This is a genomic window from Lysinibacillus sp. FSL K6-0075 (assembly GCF_038592945.1).
In the GTDB taxonomy this organism is placed as follows: Bacteria; Bacillota; Bacilli; order Bacillales_A; family Planococcaceae; genus Lysinibacillus; species Lysinibacillus fusiformis_F.
The window spans coordinates 1,275,663-1,300,223 of sequence record NZ_CP151947.1 but is presented as its reverse complement, the minus strand read 5'-3'; the positions used below and the strand labels follow the sequence as shown (position 1 = coordinate 1,300,223).

The 24,561-nt window shown below is 37.1% G+C and carries 25 protein-coding genes; 11 read left to right on the top strand and 14 right to left on the bottom strand.

The genetic code is table 11. From position 1 onward, the window contains the following. Positions 1 to 285 precede the first annotated feature (285 nt). From MHB65_RS06065 to MHB65_RS06055, 3 genes are read left to right on the top strand one after another with little or no spacing between them, the layout of a single operon-like run. Positions 286 to 750: a prepilin-type N-terminal cleavage/methylation domain-containing protein gene (locus MHB65_RS06065; RefSeq protein WP_342442771.1), complete on the top strand. Its 465-nt coding sequence runs from the start codon at positions 286 to 288 to the stop codon at positions 748 to 750. Between the two features lies 1 nt (position 751). Then, positions 752 to 1,186: a prepilin-type N-terminal cleavage/methylation domain-containing protein gene (locus MHB65_RS06060; protein WP_342442770.1), complete on the top strand. Its 435-nt coding sequence runs from the start codon at positions 752 to 754 to the stop codon at positions 1,184 to 1,186. After that, entirely contained in the window at positions 1,186 to 2,856 is a 1,671-nt protein-coding gene (locus MHB65_RS06055) for a pilus assembly PilX N-terminal domain-containing protein (protein WP_342442769.1), read from the top strand. Before MHB65_RS06060 ends, MHB65_RS06055 begins: the two co-directional genes overlap by 1 nt. A 201-nt stretch (positions 2,857 to 3,057) precedes the next feature. On the opposite strand, the gene MHB65_RS06050 is transcribed toward MHB65_RS06055, so the two are convergent. Beyond that, entirely contained in the window at positions 3,058 to 5,145 is a 2,088-nt protein-coding gene (locus MHB65_RS06050) for a DUF2339 domain-containing protein (protein ID WP_342442768.1), read from the bottom strand. An 81-nt stretch (positions 5,146 to 5,226) separates the two neighbouring features. Then, positions 5,227 to 5,478: a phage holin gene (locus MHB65_RS06045; protein ID WP_016991985.1), complete on the bottom strand. Its 252-nt coding sequence runs from the start codon at positions 5,476 to 5,478 to the stop codon at positions 5,227 to 5,229. A 238-nt stretch (positions 5,479 to 5,716) separates the two neighbouring features. On the opposite strand from MHB65_RS06045, the gene MHB65_RS06040 reads away from it, so the two are divergent. From MHB65_RS06040 to MHB65_RS06020, 5 genes are all read left to right on the top strand, one after another. After that, the gene (locus MHB65_RS06040) at positions 5,717 to 6,718 is read left to right on the top strand and encodes an acyltransferase family protein (protein WP_342442767.1); all 1,002 of its coding nucleotides are present in this window, start codon (positions 5,717 to 5,719) and stop codon (positions 6,716 to 6,718) included. A gap of 116 nt (positions 6,719 to 6,834) precedes the next feature. Beyond that, complete coding sequence (locus MHB65_RS06035) at positions 6,835 to 7,197, top strand: GntR family transcriptional regulator (RefSeq protein WP_342442766.1); 363 nt, start codon at positions 6,835 to 6,837, stop codon at positions 7,195 to 7,197. Next, a complete protein-coding gene (locus MHB65_RS06030) occupies positions 7,198 to 8,061 on the top strand; it encodes an ABC transporter ATP-binding protein (protein WP_342442765.1) in 864 nt (287 codons plus the stop codon). It begins immediately after the preceding gene. Beyond that, positions 8,058 to 8,753, top strand: coding sequence for a hypothetical protein (locus MHB65_RS06025; RefSeq protein WP_342442764.1), 696 nt, complete (start codon positions 8,058 to 8,060; stop codon positions 8,751 to 8,753). The genes MHB65_RS06030 and MHB65_RS06025 overlap by 4 nt, the downstream gene beginning before the upstream one ends. A 26-nt stretch (positions 8,754 to 8,779) precedes the next feature. After that, positions 8,780 to 9,511 carry a CPBP family intramembrane glutamic endopeptidase gene (locus MHB65_RS06020; RefSeq protein WP_342442763.1) on the top strand — a complete coding sequence of 244 codons (732 nt, stop codon included), beginning with the start codon at positions 8,780 to 8,782 and terminating at the stop codon, positions 9,509 to 9,511. Positions 9,512 to 9,526: 15 nt separating this feature from the next. Here MHB65_RS06020 and MHB65_RS06015 read toward each other — a convergent pair whose 3' ends face one another. The 3 genes from MHB65_RS06015 to MHB65_RS06005 form a co-directional block, all read right to left on the bottom strand. After that, entirely contained in the window at positions 9,527 to 10,882 is a 1,356-nt protein-coding gene (locus MHB65_RS06015) for a YjiH family protein (RefSeq protein WP_205442078.1), read from the bottom strand. A gap of 423 nt (positions 10,883 to 11,305) precedes the next feature. After that, entirely contained in the window at positions 11,306 to 11,614 is a 309-nt protein-coding gene (locus MHB65_RS06010; RefSeq protein ID WP_342442762.1) for a monooxygenase, read from the bottom strand. Between the two features lie 14 nt (positions 11,615 to 11,628). Next, the gene (locus tag MHB65_RS06005; RefSeq protein ID WP_342442761.1) at positions 11,629 to 12,552 is read right to left on the bottom strand and encodes a DsbA family protein; all 924 of its coding nucleotides are present in this window, start codon (positions 12,550 to 12,552) and stop codon (positions 11,629 to 11,631) included. A 168-nt stretch (positions 12,553 to 12,720) separates the two neighbouring features. Between MHB65_RS06005 and MHB65_RS06000 the strand changes: the two genes are divergently transcribed. Further along, the gene (locus MHB65_RS06000) at positions 12,721 to 13,293 is read left to right on the top strand and encodes a TetR/AcrR family transcriptional regulator (protein ID WP_342442760.1); all 573 of its coding nucleotides are present in this window, start codon (positions 12,721 to 12,723) and stop codon (positions 13,291 to 13,293) included. 142 nt (positions 13,294 to 13,435) lie between these two features. On the opposite strand, the gene MHB65_RS05995 is transcribed toward MHB65_RS06000, so the two are convergent. The 5 genes from MHB65_RS05995 to MHB65_RS05975 form a co-directional block, all read right to left on the bottom strand. Then, positions 13,436 to 14,203 carry an IucA/IucC family C-terminal-domain containing protein gene (locus tag MHB65_RS05995; protein WP_342442759.1) on the bottom strand — a complete coding sequence of 256 codons (768 nt, stop codon included), beginning with the start codon at positions 14,201 to 14,203 and terminating at the stop codon, positions 13,436 to 13,438. Then, the gene (locus MHB65_RS05990; protein ID WP_205442072.1) at positions 14,200 to 15,027 is read right to left on the bottom strand and encodes an ABC transporter ATP-binding protein; all 828 of its coding nucleotides are present in this window, start codon (positions 15,025 to 15,027) and stop codon (positions 14,200 to 14,202) included. Before MHB65_RS05990 ends, MHB65_RS05995 begins: the two co-directional genes overlap by 4 nt. A gap of 48 nt (positions 15,028 to 15,075) precedes the next feature. Continuing rightward, complete coding sequence (locus MHB65_RS05985; protein WP_205442071.1) at positions 15,076 to 16,116, bottom strand: iron ABC transporter permease; 1,041 nt, start codon at positions 16,114 to 16,116, stop codon at positions 15,076 to 15,078. Beyond that, positions 16,109 to 17,125 carry an iron ABC transporter permease gene (locus MHB65_RS05980; RefSeq protein WP_342442758.1) on the bottom strand — a complete coding sequence of 339 codons (1,017 nt, stop codon included), beginning with the start codon at positions 17,123 to 17,125 and terminating at the stop codon, positions 16,109 to 16,111. The genes MHB65_RS05985 and MHB65_RS05980 overlap by 8 nt, the downstream gene beginning before the upstream one ends. Before the next feature lie 133 nt (positions 17,126 to 17,258). Beyond that, the gene (locus tag MHB65_RS05975) at positions 17,259 to 18,269 is read right to left on the bottom strand and encodes an iron-siderophore ABC transporter substrate-binding protein (protein WP_342442757.1); all 1,011 of its coding nucleotides are present in this window, start codon (positions 18,267 to 18,269) and stop codon (positions 17,259 to 17,261) included. Between the two features lie 640 nt (positions 18,270 to 18,909). Here MHB65_RS05975 and MHB65_RS05970 point away from each other — a divergent pair. Then, positions 18,910 to 19,215 carry a CotD family spore coat protein gene (locus MHB65_RS05970; RefSeq protein ID WP_016991980.1) on the top strand — a complete coding sequence of 102 codons (306 nt, stop codon included), beginning with the start codon at positions 18,910 to 18,912 and terminating at the stop codon, positions 19,213 to 19,215. A 100-nt stretch (positions 19,216 to 19,315) separates the two neighbouring features. Here the strand turns inward: MHB65_RS05970 and glnA are convergent, their stop codons facing one another. From glnA to MHB65_RS05955, 3 genes are all read right to left on the bottom strand, one after another. Next, a complete protein-coding gene (glnA, locus tag MHB65_RS05965) occupies positions 19,316 to 20,650 on the bottom strand; it encodes a type I glutamate--ammonia ligase (protein ID WP_205442068.1) in 1,335 nt (444 codons plus the stop codon). A 55-nt stretch (positions 20,651 to 20,705) separates the two neighbouring features. After that, positions 20,706 to 21,083, bottom strand: a complete 378-nt coding sequence (locus tag MHB65_RS05960) for a MerR family transcriptional regulator (RefSeq protein ID WP_004225812.1) — start codon at positions 21,081 to 21,083, stop codon at positions 20,706 to 20,708. Positions 21,084 to 21,237: 154 nt separating this feature from the next. Then, positions 21,238 to 22,491: a methionine gamma-lyase family protein gene (locus MHB65_RS05955; protein WP_342442756.1), complete on the bottom strand. Its 1,254-nt coding sequence runs from the start codon at positions 22,489 to 22,491 to the stop codon at positions 21,238 to 21,240. A 343-nt stretch (positions 22,492 to 22,834) separates the two neighbouring features. Here MHB65_RS05955 and MHB65_RS05950 point away from each other — a divergent pair, with 343 nt between their 5' ends. Next, positions 22,835 to 23,440 (top strand): trimeric intracellular cation channel family protein, encoded by a 606-nt coding sequence (locus MHB65_RS05950; protein ID WP_205442065.1) that lies wholly within the window; start codon positions 22,835 to 22,837, stop codon positions 23,438 to 23,440. A gap of 51 nt (positions 23,441 to 23,491) precedes the next feature. Here the strand turns inward: MHB65_RS05950 and cobT are convergent, their stop codons facing one another. After that, positions 23,492 to 24,547, bottom strand: a complete 1,056-nt coding sequence (cobT, locus tag MHB65_RS05945; RefSeq protein WP_342442755.1) for a nicotinate-nucleotide--dimethylbenzimidazole phosphoribosyltransferase — start codon at positions 24,545 to 24,547, stop codon at positions 23,492 to 23,494. Positions 24,548 to 24,561 lie beyond the last annotated feature (14 nt).

Here is a 24,561-nt window from a genome sequence, read left to right as displayed (position 1 = left end):
AATTAAAGTTAACTATATCTTTAGCATTAAAAAAAACCATGACATTTAGGAGGTTTTACATACCTTACATAAAATCTATGTTTATGAACACCCAATGATGAAAGATTTGTTAGTTTTCAAACGGCTGATAAAGTATTGCTCTGAGAAGTCCTCATTATATAGGAGAGGGCAATGAAATCAATAAAACAAAATAGAATAAGATATAGATGTAAAAGATATTTTTCGGATACTCAAAACAGATCAAACTATTGATATATCAATAGTTATAATAGGGAGGGAATTGATTTGATAAAATACCTGAAAAACAATCAAGGCATGACTTTGATCGAAGTTGTTGCCGCCCTTTTAATAATAGGCATTGTGTTAATTTCATTTTTTGGCTTGCTCGTTCAGTCAAATAAAACAACGCACAAGTCAAATGATATTATGGATGCTACTTATGCGGCACAAAAAAAAATGGAGGAGATTTATAATTCGTCTGGAGGGGCTGATTCTTATGATGATTTAGCAGGGGGCTATACATTGGATGAAGAGAACCCTGGAACGTCCTTGTCTTCTCTACCGACTAATCAAGTGTATAAATATCTACCACATGAAGAAGATCGTTTTACTTACAATTTAACATTAGAAACATTTCCTGAAAATGACACTTATAAAAATGCGGTTTATGTGCACCTAGAAGTTATTGAAAACAGTACAAATAGCAAAGCAACTATGGAAAATGTATATATACTAGGAGGTGTAAAATAAGATGCAATGGCTACGAAATAGCAAAGGTCTTACATTATTCGAGGTGCTTACAGTCGTTGTTATTCTTGCCATCGTATCAATGCTGAGTATTAGTATTGTAACATCTGCTACGAAGCAACAACTCGAGCAAAGTACACATAATCGTGATATTAAGGATATATCCTTTGCATTAAAAGTAATTACGAAGGATTTTCGGAAGAGCGATGTCCTTAAAACAACAGACCCTCCGACAGAACTACACACATTACTGTTAGGTGAAGAAATTGTATCAACTTATAGATTAGAAAATAACCAAATTATTCGAAATTCAAATGGTAATGAAGAAGTCATAGCATCTGGAATATCCAAATTTACGATCCGCGGAGGCACCATTGAAATTATAAGTGAAGATGGTCAAACAGTTACAACAGATATTACCCAAAGGAGAGGAAAATAATGAGTAAACAAATTAAAAATCAACGAGGTTCAGCGCTTGCACTTGCGTTATTTTTAGTTGTGATTATTTCAATCCTTGGTATTTCATTACTCAGTGTCTCTTCTAACAGTCTAAAACAAGTTGACTATGAGCGGAAAGATCAGGCAGTGTTTTATATTGCTGAGGCGGGGGTTAATTTAGCTAAAGAAGAAGTAAAATTTAAATTAAGAAAAATTGAAGATGACGCAATTCAAGAAATGACGAACTGGATTACTGATCAAAATATTTATCGTAAAGCTAATAAATTACCAAAGTTAACAAAGCAAATGGCAATGCAGCATTATGTAGATGTGGTGCTAAAAAAAGAATTTGATAAAGCAATTGATGAGGGATATTTTTCTGACACATCGTTTACTATCTCTACAGGTAAAGTAGCATCTATTGAGCTACAACCAACAAGTGTAGACTTTAAAGTCAAAATCATTTCGACTGGGATAATTGATTCTGCTAAGGAGCGTGTAGTTGACCAAGAAATCAAACTTAGACCTTCCCTATATATGAATTTAGGTGATGAGGAGTGCGATGAGGAGGAGGAAGATTGCAGTAAAAATGATCCTCCACCTCCTGTACCTGGAGGCTGGGAAAACCATACCGTTCTCACATCTGGAGATATTATTTTTAATAGTAGTGGCGAAATTCACGGGGATACATCTTTAAGATATGGGGATATTATTTTTAAGAACTGGTCTGGGAAAATTCTTACTGAAAATGGACAAATGCCACCAACTATTAATATGGATAGTTCAAGACAATCCATAATACCAGTAGATGAGAGTCATCGACTTTATGCACCACACTTTCCTAAAGTAATATCGCCACCACTTGCAATTGATCCAAAGAGTTTTTTGCCTAATGATTTTTGGAAAAGTACAACGGATAAAACAAATCAGTTATCAGTACTTCCATTACTATCAAAATATACACTACCTAATGGAGTAGATTTAGTTTCTAATGGCGTACTTTCAACTGACAACTCTTTGAAAAATAATGTAACATTCAATTTAACATCAGATACACACTTATCACAAATAAGAATTACTTCCAATCGAACAATTACTATAAATGTAGACAGTGAAGTAAATTTATTAGTAGATGATTTTGATGTGAACTATGGAACAATAAATGTTACAGGAAATGGAAAATTAAATTTATATGTTAAGAAATTCACTGCTCTTAACTCGGACAATGGTAAAGGTTTCAATCAAAATACTAGTAACCCTTCAAAAGTAAATTTCTATTACGTAGGGTCACCTCAATTTACCTTAGAGGGTTCTACCCCATTTTATGCAACATTATTTAACCAAAGTGCTAATATGTCATTGGGTGGGAGTTCTAAAGTGTATGGTAATATTATTTCAGGAGGAAGCAAAATCACTTTTTCTGGGAATACACCTTCTACAGGTCAATATGTTATTGCACCAAATGCTGAGTTAATTATTGACGGGAGTGCTTCTATTAGAGGTTCAGTTGTAGCTGACTCTATAAATTTTACTGGTAATGGTAGAATTTACAAGGGCTCTAATTTACCTCCTCTTCCACCGGGTGTAGGACCATCGGATGATTTCGAAGAATTACCTAATCCTGATGGTGAAAGATTACCTCTTGAAGAAGGCTCTATTATAGAAAACTAATAATTTGATATACAACAACGAAAATAATTCATAATGCGAATCTTTATGATTTTCTAGACAATTGAAAACAGCCAATGAGAAATCCAACTCTCATTTGGCTGTTTTTTCATCTTTCCTATTAACATCTTTACAATAAATGGTATACGCTTTGGTGTTTTGTATTTGATGGCTACCTTATACTGACAACCATATCCATTTATTTTACTCCTTTTTCCTCAACAACCTACCCGACAACAGCATCCCAATACCACCAATGGTAATAAATAGAACAGCTCTAATCAATAAATCAAGGGCAGATAAGTCAAAGAAAATTAGCTTAATAAATGCGATGACTAAAATAATAAAGCCGGTTGTGCGCAGTGTTTTTAAATGATGTGTGGAACTAATCCATAGTGAAACACTGGCTGTTAAGAATAATGTAATGGTTGCAAGGGCGATACTTAGCTTCCAATCAAGGACGTTGTTATACGTGAATTGATGGATTAGCCCCCATATGGAAATCATCGTGAGCACGACACCACCGCTTACAATGGCGTCCACATATTTCCCTAGACGATCCTCGTACAATCGATAAATAATTCCTTTTACAAGCACATCCACGATGATTGCTACAATGACTGCTATATAAATTAATCTAGTAATACTATTGAAGCTTTCCAACATTGTCAGTCTAGTGCCGATCATCAAGGAGACTAGTAGGAAAAATGCACCGAGAACTGGCGTTAAAGCACGTCCTTTATAGGTTTCCTCTACAAATAGAGAGCCAGTAAATAAGGCAGCTAATACGATACACACCATGTATGGAATGTCATTTGTTGCTGCAAAATAAACGGTATCTAGTTTGCTAATATAGGCTAAGAAATAGCCAGTTGTGACCACTGCTAAAATATCGATTACATACAAATCCTTCATGACCTTTTCAAAAGGTGAGAGTGTCTCTTTTGGACGTCTTGCATATAAATAAATAATGATGAAATAGATGATTGGCATAAACAAGCTTAAATGATCTATGCTGAAAAATGGACTTGGTTCATGAAAGAAGAAGTTTAGTGTAAATGTCATCACAAGAGAAAGCGAAGTGACGACCTTCATCATACTTGCACGTATTCTTAAACTCATCATCACACCTGCAAATGCGATGAGTGGATACAATAAATCATCCACTTTATTCGGTATGTTCAATAGCAGTATCATATTGCAGAAGGTGATAAACGCAAGTGTCACAGCACTATCCAATACTTCCTGCCATTTTTGGCGATAGCTATAAAACGCTAGTGCTCCAAATAAAACCATTAAGATAAGGAGTAGCATTTCACCATTCTCAAGTGAACGGATGATCAGGTTCAGCAGTAATAAACTAAATGAGCCTAAAGAAAATTGGACGCCGATGTGAAGAGGCTTCCATTTTGATTGTGCATTATACAGTAGGCACCAAATTGCATAAAAGATTGCTAAAATTGCAATCAAACCAAGTGCGAAAACTACTTGCTGATCACTATTCATAAACGCTACAACGCTCACCGCTAGCACCGAAAAGAATGTGGCAATATAAAGGGCTAGCTTTTGCTTGTGCTGATAAATGACCCATTGCAATGCAGCAAACAAGACGATCACAAATAGTAAGATAATGACGGCACTAAAATCCATATATTCTAGTAAATAAGGCAGTAATAATGATGTAAAGGCAACAAAAACAGTTAGTGCTTCATTTTTCTTCATATAGCTAATGGCGATACCATAGGCTATATAAAGTAGCGTAATGCCTAGTGCTGGGGTAAGACCAATGATTTCGTATAAAATGGCACTCGCTGCAGTTGTTAAAATACCAACAATAAATGCCCCACCGTATAAAGAGATCGTTATCGCCGTTGAGCCTACTTTTCTACGTTCTAGTGCATAGGCTATAACCGCTAACCCTACCGATAGTGCATAGGCAAGGATGATTTTCACGCCATTCGATAAATAACCATAATCACTTACAAGTTTTAGACCCCAAAGTACGCCCATTACTAAAATAACCATGAATACTTTTGGAAGTGCCCACATAACACGTTCCTCCATCGATGGCTGTGGTTGCACTTCTTTTTCCGTTACTTTAGTCGGGATAGGCTTCGACTCCAGTACTGGTTTTGGTTTTATTGGTTCTGATTGCTTGATCATCGACTGTCTGGCATCAAGAGTATTTATTTTTTCAGCGCTTTGTGAGCCTTTTAATAAAGACAACTCCTGACGTAAATCTGCCATTTCCTCCTCGAGCTTAGCAATTCTTCGCTCCAATTCAACAGACATTCAATCATCCTCCCCACTTTATCAATTTTCTAACAGTATAACATATTTATCCTTATTGTAAAATTACACTTTTTGTTTATTTTATCTCGGTCTCCGATACATTAAGGCACGCTCACTATCACTGGTGCCCCGTGTGGTTGGATCTACAATGACACCCATTAACACAAGAATGGATAAAACTGTATTTAAAATAGATGACATTTGCTCACTCATCACCCCTGTAAAATCATAGCCAAAAATCGCTGCTACTTGTTGTGCGAGTAGGAGTAGCAATGAAAATAGCCCTAGTAAAAATGGAATATGTTGAAGACGAACCTTCCAATTGATTCTCATAAAAGCTCACCTCCCCCCCTCTTGCCACAGTATATGCATAATGGTTATGTGACACATATGCAAAAATGGAACTCTCGCCATGTTACTAGGATTTTTTAATAATATTTTGTGATGCAAACTATTTTCAGACGTTGAAAGAAAGACAGGTTTTATCATGAATGACATGTTCATATATTTAGTTAGGTTGCATCGCTGTAGCGAGATGTCCACCAATTTACTGAAAATGAGGGTGATGGAGATGGTGTATGAGTGGAACGCAGTAAGGGTAATGGCTTGCTTAAGTATTGTGTTATTACATGCTACAACCAATATTGAAATTATGAATGGCTATATAGAACAGCCATACTACCAGTTTTTTAGATTATTGTTATGTTTCGCTACACCGACTTTTATCTTATTATCCATTTTAATATTAGCGAAACGCTATCAACACCAGCTTCCTCCCCATTTTTTATGGCGTCGTTTTCAGTTTATTGTCATACCGTTTGTAGCAGCTGGCATTTTATATGCCGCTAACGCAGCCTTTCATTATGATGAAAGCTTTTGGGATGCATTATATCGTCATATTGTGTTAGGAGATTTTTCGGGTTGGTTTGTCATGACTATCTTTCAGCTCTATATACTCTTTTTTTTAGTCAAAAAATTTCAGCTATCTAGTATCTGGTTCACGCCTATTATGTTTTTGCTTGGTATTTTCTATATGACACTGGCAAATGTAAAGATAGATTATTTCATCCAGAATGAACATTTTATGCGCCTACTTTTTGTAGGCTGGCTCCCTTATTTTGCACTAGCCTATATGATGGGAAGTCATTATGAAAAAATCGCCCACTATCTCGTCCGATATAAATTTTTCACAGTGCTAGCTGTCCTACTTGCAATGGCGATTTTATATACAAATTATTATTTAGGTGCCCAACAGATTACATCAAGAAGAATTGATATGATGCTATTCGTATTGGCGATGACGTTTTGCATCCTAGCATTTGCACAAATTTTGCCCAAACTCCCTTTTATCCCTATTTTAAGTCGCTATTCCTTTGGGATCTTTTTAATTCACTGGCTAATTCAAGAATATATAGCACCCTATAGCGCATTACTACCCACTCCCTTCCTTCAAGTCACTTCTCTTTTTTTATCCAGTTTACTTGTCTGTATGTTGCTCATCAAAATCATTTCTTTTATTCCTTTCAGTGCCTATCTGATAGGAAAATCTCATCAAAAGCCCTCTCAAGAATGAGAAGGCTTTTTTGATGATTGTGTACAGAATTTTTTTGCCAAGTGATTGACAGTTGACGCCATAAGTTATATGGTTAGTTACACAAGTAATTAACCAACTAACAAGTGAGGTGGATTGTGATTCATTCTTTAAATAACGAAAAGCCCATTTTCCAACAAATTCGCGAAAGAATAGAAGATGCCATTCTAGATGGACAGCTACAGCCTGAAGATCGCATTCCATCTACGAATGACTTTGCCAAAGAATATCAGATTAATCCTGCAACTGCTGGGAAAGGCGTGAATGAATTAGTGGATAAGGGTGTCATTTATAAAAAGAGGGGTGTCGGCATGTTTGTACATGAGGGCGCCAAAGATATTTTAATTACTGAGCGTAAAGAAAACTTCTTCCAGCAACATATTGAACCATTGAAAAAAGAAGCGAGACGTCTAGGCATTTCAGATGAAGAGTTACAACAACTACTACAAGGGGGATCATGAATGAAAATCAATGTGAACAATGTCACGAAATGCTATAAACATAAATCAGCTTTGAAAAATGTCACTTTCACTATGGAGGGTCCAAAAATTATTGGCTTTTTAGGCCATAACGGAGCTGGTAAAACAACTTTTTTAAATCTATTATCAGGACTCATCACTACAACAAGTGGTGAAATTTTAGTTAACGGAGAAAATGTTTTCAATGCCCCTTCTACATTACGTGATATTTGCTTTATCGCTGAAAGTGGCAATTTTCAAGAAGAAATGACCATTGCCCAAACATTAAAGGCCAATCGCTTCTTTTATCCAAAATGGGATGAAGAGCTAGCACAGGAACTGCTCCAAGTATTTGCCCTGAATCCAAAAGATAAAGTGCGGAATCTTTCAAAAGGAATGGTATCTGCACTTGGAATTATTACGGGCTTTGCGAGTTGTGCATCCATTACTATCTTTGATGAACCGTATATCGGTTTAGATGTAGCTGCACGTAATATGTTTTATGATTTGTTAATTGAGCAGCAAACAGAAAATCCTCGATTATTTATTTTATCCACACATTTAATCGATGAGGCGAGCGAGCTATTTGAGGAAATTTTTATTCTACATGAGGGCGAGCTTTTGCTCCAAAAGACCACTGATGAATGGCGAGAGCATATTGTGGCTGTAAAAGGCAATGCCTCAGATGTTGCTGTAGCAATTGGCGATTTACAAGTAATCTATCAGCATACATTTATGCAAGAAATGACAGCTGTTGTTTTTGCAAATGGTCAATCCATAGAAGGTCAAAACATCTCGATTGAATCTGTTTCTCTTCAAGATATGCTTGTCTATTTAAGTAAACAGAAAGTGAGGTTTGGGCGATGAACACAATGAGAGGTAGTTTTTATATCTTATTTCAAAGCTATAAGAAGCAAAATATTATTTTTTGGAGCATTTTATTTTCTATCGTGCTTTTGTCATTTTTCTTAGATGCATTTTTTGGTCAATATGTATCTTTTGCTATGACTATTTCGATTCCAGTCTATATTTTTTACAGTACGATGGCAACAAAGCTTCTAAATAAAACCTTACCCTATTTTTTAAAGCTAGGATTAAGTCGCCAGCAATATATGTTATATGTCGGACTATTTTTCATTAGCTGGAGTCTAATCGGTGCCTTCATTATTGCGAGTGCACATCAAATCATTTCCTATGTTTCTACGCTATTCAATATCAAGGATATTATAATTATCCACCCTATCCTATTTTTTGATATCACCCATTCATTTTTACAAACCGTAGTATTGGATACGGTCTTACTACTATTTTGTCTTAGTTCTGGCCTTCTCCTTAACGTTGTTTTTTATCGCTTAGGCATACTTGGTGGCTATAGCTTAATTGGTTTACTAGCATTGATTCCTATATTAATGGTGATCTTTGAATGGTATTCTCCGTTGTATGAGCTTTTAGCCCAATCATCCATATTAGGCATTTTAGGTAGCCTGTTTATTTTTAGTATCTTACTCTATTTAGTTATTGCAGCTAGCATCCGAAAGGTTTCTGTGAATCCTGTATAAATACAGAATAGGAGGAAGGTAATAGAATGAACAAAAATGTGCTGATGAAAATAATTGCCTTAGAGTTTCTGCTCATATTTTTCTATGTTTTAAACGGTGCCTTTGTTTCCATTAAACAACCTACAAGCCCTTTTCTACAGTTTGCACTGTTAATCCCATTCGCATTGGGTCTCTTCATCTATACAGGAATGAAAAAGAACTGGCAAAAATATTTCTTTCTTCCTATTAAAAAGAATCATTTCTTCATCACCTTACCGCTCCTTATTATTTTATGTATCATTTTAGTGAGTACAAAAGGATTGAATATGACATCTATTAGTGATTTCATTGTCATGTTTATCATGCAAATCTTCATTGTAGCGTTTATAGAGGAGACTGTATTTAGAGGCATTATGCTACGAATGCTATTAACAAAAGGAACATTCACTGCTGTCTGGGTTTCTAGTATATTGTTTGGCATCACACATGCGCTACAATTACTAGGTGGTCAATCTCTAGAAGATACGATTGTTCAAATCATCTATGCCCTTTTAGTTGGCTTTGTTCTAGCATTGCTTGTATTAGATGGTCAATCGATTATCGTGACGATTCTTTTCCATGGCTTGAATAATTTTTTCAATTTTATGGGAAATACGGAAGGCTCCATGTTAAGTGCCTATCTTATCATTTTTGTGCTCTTTATCTACATGCTTCTGTTATGGAAACGTGTAAAGAAAACCAATCACAATCCGTTTACGAAAAATGCCAAGTCCATTTAAAACTTGGCATTTTAGTTAGAAAAGTAAGTGACCTACCAATGCGGCAATTGGAAGAGAAATGAGCGTACGTAGTATAAATAAGACGACTAAATCGAAAAACTTCAATGGAATTTTTGTACCTAAAATAAGTCCACCTACCTCAGACATATAGATCAGCTGTGACACAGAAACAACAGCAATGACAAATCTAGTAACATCCGATTCAATGCCCGCACCTAAAATAGAAGGTAGAAACATATCGGCAAAGCCAACGACCATTGTTTGCGCTGCTTCAGCGGCTTCAGGCAAGCCAAGTACGGTTAAAATTGGCTCAAACGGCTTTCCTAAAATCGCAAAAATACTTGTAAATTCAGCAAGCATTAAGGCAATTGTCCCAAAAGCCATAACGATAGGCGCAACACCTACCCATAAATCAATTACGTTTCTAGAGCCATCTTTTAAAAATTTTCGAGGATCACGATTTGCATGCGCAATAGCAAGTGCATTTTCTAAGCCATGTGAGACGGAATTATAGCCCTCAGGTAATTTCTCACGTGAATAATCTACTGGTGTCCCATCTATATACGTATCCTCCTTCTTCGCAAGTGGATAGATTCGAGGCATAATAATGGCTAATACAATTCCACAAAGGACTACTGTCAAATAATAAGGAATAAAATAGCGTGCCAAATGTACCGTATCCAATACAACGATACAGAATGTGATAGACACTACCGAGAAACTTGTAGCAATAATCGCAGCTTCTTTTTTTGTGTAGTTCCCCATCTCATATTGTTTACTTGTCATTAACACACCTATTGTGCCATCGCCAACCCATGACGTAAGAGCATCAATTGATGAACGTCCTGGACTTTTAAAAAGAGGTCGCATAATTTTCACCATCATTGTCCCGAAAAATTCAAGTAAACCGAAGTTTGTTAAAAATGGTAAAAGAAAACCTGCAAACAAAAAAATGGTAAACAAAAACGTCACAAGTCCCCCATTTGGATCCATTAGGAGTCCACCCGTATTTTCATTATTGATGGCAGAAGGTCCAAAATTGAAGACCACCATTGAAGCAAAGACTAAACCGATAAAACGAGTAATTGTCCAAAACCAATTAACATAAAACAATGTATCTAAAATACTAGGTTCTTTCGCATTTTTACGAGGTATAAATTTCGCTATAAGTGCACCAATTGCAGATATTGCAAACATTATAATTGTAAAATAACTAATGACTGGAGCCACATTACCCGCTAAAATATTGGCTAAAATGGCAATAGGCACTTTCCAGCCCTCTACCGTTAAAATGGGGGTCATAAATAGGAAGATACCAATTAAAGAAGGAATAATGAAATAAAAATATGTAGAAACAGAATATTTTTTCATTTTTTATAAAGCCTCATCTCTATTAATCTCAATAATTTATGTATTTTTCATTACAACAATTCGAATAGTGTTTATAAGAAGCATTTATTTGTCCATCGTTGTACTACTATACAAACAAATATATGTTGTTTTCATTCACTACCTCATTCCTCCTTCTGTTATAGAACGTTTTTAAAAGCTTTGAAGTATGGAGCATTAAACAGAAAAACACTCAAATTATTCATGTTTTTATAACATAAATCTGTTATAAAACTATTGTAAACGCTACACGCTAGTTGGTTCAACCTCGCAATATTCTGAATATTTATATATCCATTGTTTTTTCATTTACTGACCATCCATAATATATAAAAGCCTAACTTCTTTATAAGAAATTAGACTCCTTGATTTAGATAGCAATTCTATTATTGCATCAACGATTTTTTAATGTTTTACTGGACCTTTCGTGATTTCAGTCAGTTTTGAATTGATAGCAAAGATCTTTGCGTTGATATTTGTGATTCCAAATTCAGCTAATCTTTTTGAATGCATTTCTAAATATTGTTCAGCAGCGTGTTTTGTTTCGAACATGTAGATTCCGCCTGCTTCGTTTGTTTCAGGGCTCTCCGTCCAAATTTTCCACAAAAGTCCTTTCTCTTCACTAATACTTCTTGCTAGATCCGAAAATGCTTCTGCCATGTCTTCTCCAAATGGTCCATCCATTTTAAAATCCACCTGTAATACGTATGTCATTGCCATTCTCCTTATTATTTAGTCGTAATATAACATTCACCAAGCATTTCCTTCATTTCATATTGATCTGATGAAAGCTCTTTTTTCACATAAGACGTAACCTCTGATTTTTCCAGATCATACATGACTTCAATTTCTTTCGAAAATAGTAGCTTTTCTTTTTCGAGCAAGCTTAAAAGAGATGGCTGTTGTTTTGGTTGCAGTTCCTCGATATGGAGAACCTGTTTTAGTCCATCCACATAGTTTACAAATGGACGCCCACCAACAATTTTTAAGCCTTTATTGTCCTCATTCATCATAATAATAGTTGGAAACCCTCTAACACCTAGGTTTCTTGTACGGTCAAAATCTTCATTTAATAACTGCTGTCCGGTTGTTTGTTGTGATTCGTTTACAATGGCCTCTCCATCAAGACCAAGTTTATTTACAATGTCAATCATAACGGATTTTTCTGCAATATTTTGATTGAATATGAATAGTGCTTCTCTTGCTCTGCGCAAATATTCATAGGCTATAGCATCATGATGATTTTTTTGAATCACTTTAAATACTCGAGATGGTGGGTAGGATGATTGAACTGGATTGTCAATCATGACTGTTCCATCAATTGGCATGCGGTAATATGCACCAACTTCTCTCCAGTGTCCCACAACATCGGCAGGTCCTGATATTCCATTTGCAGGATCAACTGGACCATCACCCCATTTTTCTAGTAATCCTCCCATTATCGTATGAAAGTTAAAATAGTGGCCGTACTGCTCGATAAAACGGCGAAGAACAGGCTCAAGCGCCCAACAATGAGAGCAAATCGGATCAGTTACATAATATACTTCAACGGATTTCTTTGGTTGATTAGAATCAATCATTCCGAATTCCTCCTCTCCAGCTACTCCACATACACCTGTCTCTAAATCACAAATCATAGGATTGTTCTTCATTTTATTTTCCTCGTTTCTTACCTGAATTAAGCATAGAAATATTACTCTCTCATTTGCCTTACACTTGTATTTTATTCATAATAAAATCATCAAGAAACCAATAATCTATTCGATGCGTTGTTTATACAACACATTTAAGAAATTGTTTAAAAAAGGAGTGACACTAAAATGACCTCACCTAAGACAGACCTTCGCGTTATACGTACGCGTAAATTAATTATGGATTCTTTCATTGAACTTTCTAGTAAAAAAGAATTCAAGGATATTACGGTTAAGGATATTACGACAGAGGCCATGATTAATCGTGCGACTTTTTATTATCATTTCGAAGATATATATGATTTGTTAGAGAAGGTATTATCAGAAGTTTTGTTAGTTAATTTGAATGATGATTTCCTTCAACATAATGAACTTAATGAAGAAGCTTTCGTTATTATCTTTAAAGCAATAACTAATTTTCAAAAGTCATTATCCAATCGGTGTCATAGAGGCTATGAAGAGACGATTGCTCGTATTATTAGAGAACAGCTTGAAATTATTTTTTACAAGATGTTATTGAAACAACATGCAACGACTGAGAACGAAGCGCTAAAAATGACTGCGGTTATATTAAGCTGGGGAATCTATGGTGCTTCTATAGAATGGAAAAATAATCATCAGGAGAGACAGCCCGAAGAATTTATCAAATCTGCAATCCCATATTTATTAGCAGGTATTGATAGTCAAGACAATGTGTTATAGATTAACGTTCACATTTAGAAAGCATTCTGATAAAGAAGTTTTATTGGCATGCTAGATTTTACAAAGATAGAAAAAGTGAATAAACACTTATATGACTTCATCAGTGTTTATTCACTCTTAGTGGTAGAATATTTTGTTGAGGTTATGATTGTCTTTTTATTTTTGGACAGGAGATACAATAATCATTTGCTTCATCAGAGGTATGATAATAGAAACAACATGTTTTTCTAAAGCGTACAGGTTGCTCCGATTCTTTGATGGTCACTTTAGGCCCACAATAGTTCGTCAAAGGATTTTTTCTTTCACCAAAAAGGGTGCCTGGTGCTAGGTTTACAATATAGTGATAATCCTCTTGTATACGAACCTTTTCTTGCTCGCTGGCCCCTTCCCTTATTTTCGTTTCATAGAGCCAATTCACATAAATAGCTGTGTTTTCCCATAAGATTGATTTTGGGATTTTACTTATTTTCGCTAATGACTGCCACACCTTCGCTAAATTATTCGCAAAGATTTCTCTAAGAACCTCATCACGCCATTTTTCACGGTCTTCAGTAGGTATTGACACTGTGCTATCGATTAGCCGAATATTTGGAAGCCATGGCTTCGCATATTCGGCTTCTACCCATGTATTTTCGATTCCACACTGTAGTCCTTTATCGTATCTGGACATAGCATAGAATGCTGAAGCCATCGTTAAGACGCTATAGCGCTTCGCAAATAACGATGCCGTAACTAGTGTAGATGGCGAATGGAAGAAGTGAGCAATTTTTTGTAAATAATCTAGCGCTTGTTCAGTATCCAATAAACTTTGGGCACATATAGAATAAGTAGCGTCTACTGCTGGCTCTATCGTCAATCGATAATCTCGTAGTAGCACGGATGATTCTTCAGCTGACAGTATTAAGCTCAACTGATGCCTACCTCCTCTAGTTCCTTGGTTTGAACTGTTCGTCCCTTGCCATGTGGAACACATAATGGTGTACCAAATATTGGATCTTCAATAATGGTACAATCCATACGAAAAACTTCTTGTACCATCTCAGCTGTCACTACTTCCTCTGGCTTGCCTTGCGCATAGACCTGTTTATTACGCACCGCCACAATATGATGGGCATAGCGACAGGCTAAGTTTAAATCGTGCAATACCATAACGACTGTACGGCCTTCATTTTCATTTAAATCAAATAGTAAATCTAAAATTTCTACTTGGTGAGCCATATCTAAATAAGTTGTAGGTTCATCTAGTAAAATAAGATCTGTTTTTTGAGCCAATGTCATGGCAATCCATACACGCTGCCGCTGACCACCTGATAATGCATCTACTGGTCGATCCGCAAATTCAGTCATCTGCGTTACCTCAAGTGCATTGTTCACAATTTTTTCATCCTCTGTAGACCATTGCTTTAACCAGCTCTGATGCGGATAACGACCTTGTTTAATCAATTGCTGAACGGTTAATCCTTCTGGCGCAACAGGCCCCTGCGGTAGAATAGCTAAACGTTTCGCCACCTCTTTCGTTGAAATGGCATCGAGTTTATTATCATCTAAGAAAATTTCACCCGACTTCGCTTTTTGTAGCCGTGCAAACGTTCGTAGTAGCGTAGATTTCCCACAACCGTTGGCCCCTACTAGTACCGTAATTTTCCCTTTTGGTATTTGAAGATTCAAATCTTCCAATATAAGATTTTCACCATAGCTTACATGTAAATTTTGTGCCTCTAAAACATTTTTCAAAATCCTGTCACCTTCTTCTCACGCTTTTAACTTTTTTATCATGAAGCTTTATTGATTGCGCGTTCTAAATAATAAATAAATAAAGAATGGTGCGCCAATTGCAGCAGTAAAGACACCTGTTGGTAAATCCTTTGGTAAAAAGGCTGTTCGTGCCACAATATCAGCTACAATGACAATGATTCCACCTATAATAGCTGTCACAGGAATTAACCCTGCAAAGGAACGCCCTACAAGCATTCTGCTCATATGAGGGGCCACTAATCCAACAAAGGCAATGCCACCAGCAAAAGCGACAGCAGAGCCAGCTAGCATCACACTAATGAGTAGAAAAAGCAAACGATACACTTGCACTTTTACACCTAGCCCTATCGCTATTTCATCGCCTAATTCCTTCACATTCACCGTTCTTGCTAAAATAAATGTTAGTGGTAATAAAATAACTAGCCATGGTAATAGCAAATAGACATCCTGCATATTCGCCCCATACAAACTACCTGTCAGCCATAAATAGGCCTTCGTTGTTGCGGCTACATTACTGATCACAAGCAACATCGTCACAACGGCCTTTGCTAAGGCTGAAATCCCAATACCAATAAGCACCATACGTATAGGTGTGACGCCTTTTCTCCATGACAGTAGATAAATGATAAAGGAGACAATGCCTGCACCTAAAATAGCAGCTAACGGTAAAAATTGAATGCTGACTGACCCCATAAAGTACACGATAAAGATAATTGCCCCCATGGATGCACCACTCGTTACACCGATAATATCTGGAGCAGCAAGTGGATTACGGATAATCCCTTGTAATATTAAACCGGCAACTCCTAGCGCAGCACCAACTAATAATGCCATCAATACGCGTGGAAGCCTTAATGTATGTAAAACAAAATCATAATCTCCATTGCCATAGCCCAATAATTCTTTCACCACTGTAAAAGGATGGATAAATTCGCTACCCGCAGATAAACCCAGAATCGTTATGATGACTAATAATAAGCTTAATAGTAGTAGTATCCAACCTGTTCTTTTAGCAATTTGAAAAGAGATACGATTAGATTTCGTTCGAACTGTTACATAATTAGGCATTTTTTGCTAACCCCTTTCGTGCAATATAGATGAAGAAAGGAGCTCCGATTAAGGCCGTCATGACACCTATCGGCATTTCTAATGGCATAATCACATACCTCGCCGCAATATCAGCCAACAGTAGCAATATCGCTCCCAACACCGCACTATACGGAATAATCCAGCGGTAATCCGTCCCAACAAGATGGATCGCCATATGGGGGACAATCAAGCCTATAAAGCCTATTGAACCTGCAACCGCTACTGAGCTGCCTGCAAGTATAATAATAATGATGCCTAATGTGATTTTCGTCATCATTGTTCGTTGTCCTAATCCTTTGGCAATATCATCTCCTGATTGTAAAATATTTATCGAACGCCCCATAAATATTGCCACAACAGTAACCACTAAAATAAACGGTAGGACAGGTATGAGCATTTCAATGCTACGCCCCGATACAGAACCCGCTAACCAAAACAGGACACTTTGTAAACCTTGTTCATCAATGACTAAAAGTCCCTGCGTAAACGAGACAAATAGAGCTGTAATCGCTGCACCAGCTAATACTATTTTAATCGGTGTTAAACCATCTCTTCCTAATGAGCCTAGGAAAAATACCATAGCTCCCGCTGCACCTGCTCCTAAAAAGGCAATCCACATATAGCTCATTAAAGATTGAATGGAAAAAAGAGTAATGGCACTGACAATAAAAAATATGGCTCCTGCATTGATACCTAAAATATCAGGAGCTGCTAAAGGATTTCTTGTTAATGCTCGCATTAATGCCCCCGCAATGGCAAGGCTTGCGCCAACTACTGTAGCGATCACAGCTCTTGTAAATCTAGATGTTCGAATAATGACATGCTCCTTATTAGCAGCATCAAAATGAAAAAAAGCATCATAGATTGACGAGAAAGGTATGGGCGTTTGACCAATAGCTATGCTGATTATAAATGCCAGCAAAAGGATCAAACAACTGATGAATAAGCCTATTTGTTTCATCGGGGTACTAGAAAGAATAATTCTCATTTTATGCCAACTTTCTTGATCCACAATTTATCTTATGCATATAGCTGTAGGTTTCAATTATGCTCAAACACTACAATGAGAGGGCTGTTATTCAAGTATTCTCTAACACTTTTAACAGCCCATCCCTCATTCACTATTTTTCTAATTCAAACTTGTCATAAATATCATCTAGCATTAAATTAGCACTAATAATGCCACCTGCTAGATTCCAATTGATTTCATCTACTTGGTAAACTTGATTTGCTTTCACTGCGTCAAGCTCTTTCCATAGTGGATGGTTTGTCCAATCTTCATAAGTTTTTTTCACTGTTTCATCATTTTCCATAAACATATAAATAACATCCGCATTCATTTGTGTAATGCTTTCCTTATCAGTTAGCTTCACAATTTCTAAAGAATCATCTGTTAAATTTTTAGGACCTTGGAATCCAAGCTCAGATAAAATAGAACCCGCATACCCTGTCACATAAATACGAGCATGGTCTGCTCTGAAGTTGACAACGGAAACATGGAATGGCCATTTATCGCCAAGTTTCTCTTTGATTTTTATTTGGAAATCAGCAACTCGCGTATCCCAATTGCCTAGTAATTCTTTCACCTTATCTTCTTGATTCATTGCTTGACCCATCATTTCAGCTGTTCCTTTGAAATCGAAAACTGTTTCATGAGCAACGGTTGGAGCAATCTGTGATAACTGATCATAGATTTCTTCATGACGTACTTTAGAAGCAATAATTAAATCTGGTTTTAGCTTTGCAATTTCTTCAAGGTTTGGTTGTGTTTCTTGTCCCACAATTGCAACGCCATCAAGATCATTTTTCATATAATTATAAACAGGCGCTTCAGCCCAAGATTCTACTACCCCAACTGGCTTAATGCCCATTGCTACTGCAACATCTGTAGCACCTTGATATAGTGTAACGATTTTTGTAGGTGTTCCTTCAATCGTTGTAGTACCCATAGCATGTGTAATCTCGCGACTAGTAGCTTCTGATTCTGTGTTACTTTCTTCTGCTTTGTCATTTTCTTGTGAACTACTGGAGTTCGATGATTTCTCCCCACAACCCACTAATAATAACGCGAAGGTTAATAGCAGTGTGAAAAGTACAAAAAAATTCTTTTTTTGTAGTGATAATTTTGGCATACATTTCCTCCTAAGAAATAGTCGACAACGATAATCATTATCAATTAAAGAGTATACTGTACGTTTGTTTTATTGACAATATGTATTTTTTCAAAAAACATACTTTTTTAATAAAAATTTATTTTAAATTAAAAATTCATGACATTGAACCAATTCGATTGCTCTAGACAATGAGCGAATGACGCTAGGAAGAACGTTTATTATTCAACCTAATCATCGTGTTGGAAAACAAGCAAATAGATGATTGTTATGACTCATTACTTCTTCACATTGAAAATATGTGCCTTCCCTTTCTCTAAAAAGTAGAAATAATGGGCTATTTTGTTCACTACTGTAAGTATGATTTGCAACATGGTTGAGGGGAGGCAGATCATTGCCCACGAAAAGGACACTAGCGGAACGGAAATCACCCCCCTCGCCTTGCAAAATTGCTTTTTTTGTCGTTGACATCATCTTTTTTCAACAACATGGAATGCTTTCATTTCACTCACTGGCGTAGGCAAGTTGATTAAAGATTTTCTAGCATTTTAGTTACTTGTTAGATTTACCTATGCATTAATAGGCAAATAAATAGACCCTATCGACGTATATCTCATATCTTAATAATGAACTACAACTTATCAAAACAGGAGGTAATAACATGTTTCAACGAAGACGCCATCCGGCAAAAGGTCCACACTGCTGTCCGCCCCAAATGATGCCAATGCAATATGATCCACCACAGTTTTTACCACCAGAGCAATATGTTCGCACAAATTATATCCATACGGTTGTTCCCCATGTTCAACCAGCACACGTTACAACGGTGAACAAACATATGATTGATCATCAGTACTATTTCCCATGCACAGAATCTGTTGTTAACGAATGCTGTGAAACACATACAATGTGCGGTATGCCACCTAACCCTTGCCATATGCCACACCATCATAAACATATGCGCTAATCATAAAATAACGATGGGGTTGTCACACGACCCCATCGTTCCTAATAAGTTTAGACAAAAAAACCGAGTAACCTTTATGAGGCACTCGGTATCTTTATGATTAATACATTTTTAAATATTGATCGCGTTCCCATTGATGGACAGTTGTACGGTACATATCGAACTCGATTTCTTTTGCTTCTTTAAAGTTTGCGTAAATATGCTCACCTAAAGCTGCTTGCGCTACTTTATCTTTAGCAAGTAATGTTAGTGCATCATCAAGTGCTGCTGGTAAGTTTTCAATACCATTTGCTTGACGCTCTTCTTCAGACATCACATAGATATTGCGGTTAATAGCTGCTGGTGGCGTTAAGTTTTGACGAATACCTTCAAGACCTGCCTCTAAAATAACAGCCATTGCTAAATATGGGTTTGCTGAAGGGTCCACAGAACGTACTTCTACACGAGTTGAAAGTCCACGTGCTGATGGAATACGAATTAATGGTGAACGGTTTTGTGCAGACCAAGCTACATAACAAGGTGCTTCATAACCTGGTACTAGACGTTTATAAGAGTTAACTGTTGGATTTGTTACAGCAGTGAAACCTTGTACGTGTGCAAGAACACCCGCCATGAATTGCATAGCTGTTTCAGAAAGACCTAATTCTGTAGATTCATCATAGAACGCATTTTCCTTGCCTTTAAATAGTGACACGTTAAAGTGCATACCAGAGCCTGCTTCACCAAATAGTGGTTTTGGCATAAATGTAGCGTGTAGGCCATGTTTACGAGCAATTGTTTTAACCACTAATTTGAATGTTTGGATGTTATCACACGCAGTAACAGCATCAGCATATTTAAAGTCGATTTCGTGTTGTCCTGGAGCTACCTCATGGTGTGATGCTTCAATTTCAAAGCCCATTTCTTCTAGCTCTAATACGATATCACGACGGCAGTTTTCACCAAGATCTGTTGGAGCTAAGTCGAAGTAGCCACCATGGTCATTTACTTCTAACGTTGGCTCTCCTTTTGCATCTAATTTGAATAAGAAGAATTCTGGCTCAGGCCCTAAATTGAAGCTTGAGAAGCCCATTTCTTCCATTTTTTTAAGAATACGTTTTAGGTTGTTACGTGGGTCACCAGCAAACGGTTCGCCTTTCGCAGTGTATACGTCACAGATGAGACGTGCCACTTTCCCTTTTTCAGAAGTCCAAGGGAATACTACGAAAGTATCAAGATCAGGATATAAATACATATCAGATTCTTCGATTCGAACGAAACCTTCAATAGATGAGCCATCAAACATCATTTTATTTTCTAATGCTTTGTCTAATTGACTTACAGGAATCTCAACGTTTTTGATTGTGCCAAGAATATCTGTAAATTGTAAACGAATAAAGCTTACATTTTTTTCTTCGATGAGACGTTTAATGTCCTCTTTTGTGTATTTACCCACAGTTTTCCACACTCCTATAATTTGTCTAGCTTTTATGTTTACCCTACCCTATTTATTAATAGAATCGAGATAAATCCCCTCGTCGGATGGATGATTTTTGCATGCGCTGTGCTTGACGCATTTCTTCGCGCATAATTTGGCGTAATTCTGAATCACTTAAATCTTGTTCATCAGTTGTAGCAACAGGATTTTTCTTTTTAGCAAATATTTTTTTAATCTTCGCCATATTCATACCCTGTTCTAAGTAGTCTTTAACCTCAAGCAATGTATCGACATCATTTAGTGAAAACATACGTCGATTGCCTTCTGTTCGGTGCGGCTCAATTAAATGGTGTTCTTCATAATAACGAATTTGTCTTGCCGAAAGCTCTGTTAATTGCATCACAATACTCATCGATAATAACGGCATAGTTCGTCTAATTTCACGACTCATTTAAGTCCTCCTCCAATACCCGCTTATCATATAACGAAATTTTTTCACTGTCAACCAACCATGTAAGGTTATCTAACATGGTTGGTACTATTTTTTTCAATCTGATAGAAAATTGTAAAAAACTATTCATATTTAGGCTTAATCTATTGTCTTGTTATGATTTTTGAATGGCTTGAACCGCACTACAAATTGCAAATTTAACGTGTTCATATGTTAGTCCACCTTGGATAAAAGCAGTAAATGGCGGTCGTATTGGGCCATCTGCTGTCAGCTCAATGCTGGAACCTTGAATAAACGTTCCAGCCGCCATGATGACATCATCTTCATAACCTGGCATATATGCTGGTTCCGGAGCATAATGGGCATTGATTGGTGAATTCGCTTGTATTTCACGACAAAAGGCAATCATTTGCTGCGCTGTTTGGAAAGACACAGATTGAATTAAATCTGTACGTTTCGCATGATAGCTTGGAGAAGTGTTCATACCGATTTCCTCCAGCATTGCAGCTGTAAAGATCGCACCTTTTAATGCTTGCGATACAACATGTGGCGCTAGGAAAAATCCTTGATAAAAATCACCTAGTGTATTTAATGTGGCCCCCGCTTCTGCACCTATACCTGGAGATGTCATGCGGTAGGCACATTTCTCCACTAAATCTGCTAGGCCAGCAATATAGCCACCAATTTTCGCCAATCCTCCACCAGGATTTTTAATGAGCGAGCCAGCCATTAAGTCAGCACCAACTTCTGTAGGTTCCTGCGCCTCTACGAACTCACCATAGCAGTTATCTACAAAAATAACAGCTTCAGGGGCTAATTTACGTACCTTTGCACACATATCAGCAATTTCATCAATCGTAAAGGATGGACGTGTTGCATAGCCTTTTGAACGTTGAATGGCAATCATTTTTGTTTGTGCTGTAATGGCCGCTTCTACACCTGACCAATCAATGGCCTGGTTATCTAGTAAATCCACATGTCGATAACCGATTTTATAATCTTTCAGTGAGCCTGTATCTTTATCACCACCATCAACAATGGATTGCAATGTATCATATGGCTGACCAGAAATATAAAGCAGCTCATCACCAGGACGCAAAACACCGAATAGACTAAGCGTGATTGCATGTGTCCCTGAAATAATTTGGGGGCGAACAATGGCTGCCTCTGCTCCAAATACTTCCGCATAAACACGTTCTAGATTATCCCGTCCCTCATCATCATAGCCATAGCCGTTAGATGGATGTAAGTGGTAGTCACTCACTTGATGCTTGCGAAATGCTGCTAGCACCTTCTGCTGGTTATAAAATGCCATTTCTTCTACCTTGGCATGATAAGGCCGCACTTGCTCCTCTATTTTTGTCGCTAAGGATAGCGTTTGTGTAGATAAATTTGATGTAAACGTCATTCTTTCTTCTCCATTTCACAATTGTCCCGCATTTCATTCAGTAAGATTTATTGACTATCTAAATTGACATCAATCACTCTAGAATTCCCTAACCAAACACTGGTATATAAATGCTTTTGACGAATGTTTTTCTTTATTTTAATCACATTTTATCAATTTGTATGTGCACCTGTAAAACTTGCCTATTGTTTCTAACGGAATTTTACGCTAAGCTAATGTGCGGACTTATTTCAAGAAGCGTATTTAATGACTGATTTTGGCTATTAAATTCATAGATTCTGTTACGTAAAAAAGTCTTTTAACTTATAAAAAAGTTTATTTATTGATAGAAGGGGTGAAAGGGATGGCTTGGGAGGTTTTTAGTATTATAGGAACAATTGCCTTTGCTATTTCTGGGGCAATCATTGCCATGGAAGAAGAATACGATTTATTCGGTGTATATATACTTGGTATTGTTACGGCCTTTGGTGGTGGAGCAATTCGAAATTTACTCATCGGACTACCTGTCACAACACTATGGGGGCAGGATATGATGTTTCAAATTGCACTGGCTGCAATTACGATATTCTTTATTTTTCCACATCATCTGATTCAGCATTGGCATCGTTGGGGTAACTTCACAGATGCCATTGGCTTATCAGCATTCGCTATTCAAGGGGCACTCTATGCTGTGAAGCTTGATATGCCAATTAGCGCGGTCATTGTAGCTGCAGTTTTAACAGGTTCAGGTGGTGGTATTGTACGAGATTTATTAGCTAGACGAAAACCATTAGTTCTCCGTGATGAAGTTTATGGTGTTTGGGCAGCTCTCGCAGGGCTGATAATCGGATTTGAGGTTTTTACAGGGGACATTTTCCTTTATATTTTATTCGCAGTAATTACAGCGTTACGTATTCTTTCCTATATGATGAAGTGGCGCTTGCCATTACGTAAGTTAAATCGAGCATAAATACCATTCAGCCAATGACCAAAAATTAAGTCATTGGCTGTTTTATTGTTTTTATCTTTTTAACAACTGCATTGATTCTTCTAAAGTCACCATATTTTTCATCATCGAGCAGGCTGCATCTAAAATGGGAAAGGCTAGGGCTGCACCAGAGCCTTCACCTAAACGCATATTCATGTACAACATTGGTTCAATGCCAAGTAATGCAGCGGCAATTTTAGCCCCTGGTTCCTCTGAGGCATGGGAAGGAATAATATAATCTTTTACTTTTGGTTCGAGCTTATAAGCAATGAGCGCGGCAATAGTTGAAATAAATCCATCAATGACAACAGGTTTACGATGGACTGCAGCGCCAAGTATAATGCCTATCATCGCCCCTATCTCTAACCCGCCAACCTTAGCTAGAACATCGATGACATCTTTAGGATTAGGCGTATTTAAGCTAATTGCTTTTTCAATAATCGCCGCTTTATGGGCAATTCCACCTTGACCAACTCCTGCTCCAAATCCTGTTACTTCAATTGGGTCACAGTCAGTTAGAACAGCTAATATCGCTGCACTCGGTGTTGTATTACCGATGCCCATTTCACCTGTACCAAGTACATTGGCACCTTTTCTGATTTCCTCTGTTGCCACACGAATTCCTACTTCAATGGATTGAATAGCCTCTTCTCTAGACATAGCTGGACCTTGTGCCATGTTACCTGTACCATATTTAATTTTATGAATGAGGACACCTGCATCAAGTGGAATATCTTCTTTTACCCCAACATCTACTGTTACTACCTTTGCATTGGTAATGCCCGCAATCGCACAAACACCTGTACCTCCCTTAGGAAAATTTAATGTTTGAAAGACCGTCACATCTTGTGGATTCGTGGTTACACCTTCCTCACAAACACCGTGATCTGCTGCACAAACAATGATGACTTTTTTATCAATCACCGGAAATAATTGTCCAGTTATGCCAGAAAGCTGCACTGCAATGGACTCTAGTTTTCCTAAACTGCCAGGGGGTTTACATAGGGCATCTATACGCTGTCTAGCTTGCTCCATCACCTTCAGGTCAGCACCTTGGATGTTTTGTATCGTGTCTTGTAGTAATTGCATGAAATTGCTCCTCT